Annotated in this window: 2 protein-coding genes and 1 pseudogene; 2 read left to right on the plus strand and 1 reads right to left on the minus strand. The window is 68.0% G+C overall.

Features of this window, described 5'->3' with window-relative positions; translation table 11 throughout:
* A partial coding sequence (locus B9G49_RS16000; protein ID WP_158093623.1) for a prolyl oligopeptidase family serine peptidase occupies nt 1-265 on the plus strand: 265 nt, incomplete at its 5' end.
* 1 nt (nt 266) lies between these two features.
* Here B9G49_RS16000 and B9G49_RS16005 read toward each other — a convergent pair.
* Entirely contained in the window at nt 267-947 is a 681-nt protein-coding gene (locus B9G49_RS16005; RefSeq protein WP_086217027.1) for a metallophosphoesterase, read from the minus strand.
* A 648-nt stretch (nt 948-1,595) separates the two neighbouring features.
* Here B9G49_RS16005 and B9G49_RS16415 point away from each other — a divergent pair.
* Nucleotides 1,596-1,668: pseudogene (locus B9G49_RS16415) on the plus strand (IS6 family transposase); the annotation flags it as partial.

Below are 1,668 nucleotides of genomic sequence, written 5' to 3' on the forward strand. Positions count from 1 at the left end.
CACCACGGCCGCGAGCGACACGCGCGTCCACCCCTCGCACGCCCGGAAGATGACCGCGCGGCTCCAGCACGAGGCCGAGGGCGGCCCCTTCCTCCTGCGGACCAAGTCAGAGACGGGCCACGGCGTCGGCAAGCCCGCCTCGATGGTCGTCGACGAGCAGACCGACTCGTGGGCGTTCCTCTACGAGCGGTTGGACGTGAAGGTCGGGAGCGACGATCGCGGCGTGGGCGGGGAGGCCGCCGGCGATCCCGCCGACGGCGCCTGACTCACTCCCCCTCGTAGAGGCGCTCGGCGGTCAGGTCCGGCAGGTCGGCCTCGCGGACCGCCTCGGCGACGCGGTCGATGTCGTACTCCACGCGATGCGTCTCGACCGCGTCGGCCCCGTCGGCCGTCGTGTCGAGGACCGCGTAGCCCGCCCGCGGGTCGCCGTCGCGGGGCTGGCCGACGCTGCCCGGGTTACAGACGAAGCCGCCGGCCACCTCGCGGACCCCCTGAACGTGGGTGTGGCCGAGGACGATCCCGTCGTACTCCCCCATGTGCCGGTCGAGGGTCGGGAAGTCGTCCGGGTAGACGTAGGCGTCCTCGCGCTCGGCGGCGGGGTGGGAGTGGGCGAGCAGGTACCGGTCGCCCCCGAACGTCTCCGTGCGCGGGAGAGCACCGATCCAGTCGCGCTGGTCGGCCGACAGCGACGCCTTCGCGCGTTCGAGCCCCGCCTCCGCCATCCGGTTGGCGCGGTAGCGCTCGGGGGTCTCGACGGTGCGGTCGTGGTTCCCGCGCACTGTCGCGGCCGCGACATCGCGCACGCGCTCGACGCAGTCGGCGGGCCACGGGTTGTAGCCGACCACGTCGCCCGCGCAGTAGATGCGGTCGACCGTCGGCATGTCGTCGAGGACCGTCTCCAGCGCGGGGAGGTTCGCGTGAACGTCCGAGATGAGACCGATCTTCATCGAGACGTGATTCGAATGGCGGGAGGGAATAGGTTGTGGCGAGAGGGGCCATAAGACGAGTGACCGGGGTGAGAGGTTTCGGGAGGCATTTCAATAGGTAGCCGCGGTGGTGCGTGCCTGCGAGCGGCCGCTGAAGGCGGCTGCGAGGAGCACGCGCGAGGGAGTCGGTGGTCCTCCGCTTCGCTTCGGACCACCGACAAGGCGAGAGCACCGCTTTCGCTTACAACCGGACGTAGTCCGGTGACGAGGCTGGGGAGCCGTGAGGTGCGGTGCGGTCGCGGTTGGGTGGGACTCGAAGGGGCAGTCGCGAGGCCGCAGTAGGCGACGTAAGCACCGCAGCGAGCGGAGCGAGCGAGGAGCGCAACGAGCGTACTGCGGCCTCGCGACTGGGGCTTCGGTGGTGTTCTCCACCGATTCGCAAACGACCGTTTGGGTCTGTTGAAATCCTCAGCAGGGGATACGTTCTTGGAGTCGTACTGAATACAGAGCGCGAGTGTCGTACTAAGTTCCTCTCGGATTCGGTCAGGCCGGAGCGCTCAGTACAGGGGACGTAGTTCGCGGCTATGCCCGGATCGATCTGAGTGCTCTCTTTCTGGGCCGTGTTGAGATAAGGTCGAAGGATGAGGCGGTCAAAAGTTCGAGTGGTCCATGCTCAGTTTCGACCGCCTCAGCGGCGATAGCGGTTGTATCGAGTTAGATTTTCTGGAGCGAGAGGCGACAC

This window comes from Halorubrum sp. SD683 (assembly GCF_002135045.1).
Taxonomy (GTDB): domain Archaea; phylum Halobacteriota; class Halobacteria; order Halobacteriales; family Haloferacaceae; genus Halorubrum; species Halorubrum ezzemoulense.

Bases quoted from the DNA above. Each gene is read 5' to 3' on its own strand.
- B9G49_RS16005 (WP_086217027.1), bottom strand. From the start codon at position 947: ATGAAGATCGGTCTCATCTCGGACGTTCACGCGAACCTCCCCGCGCTG.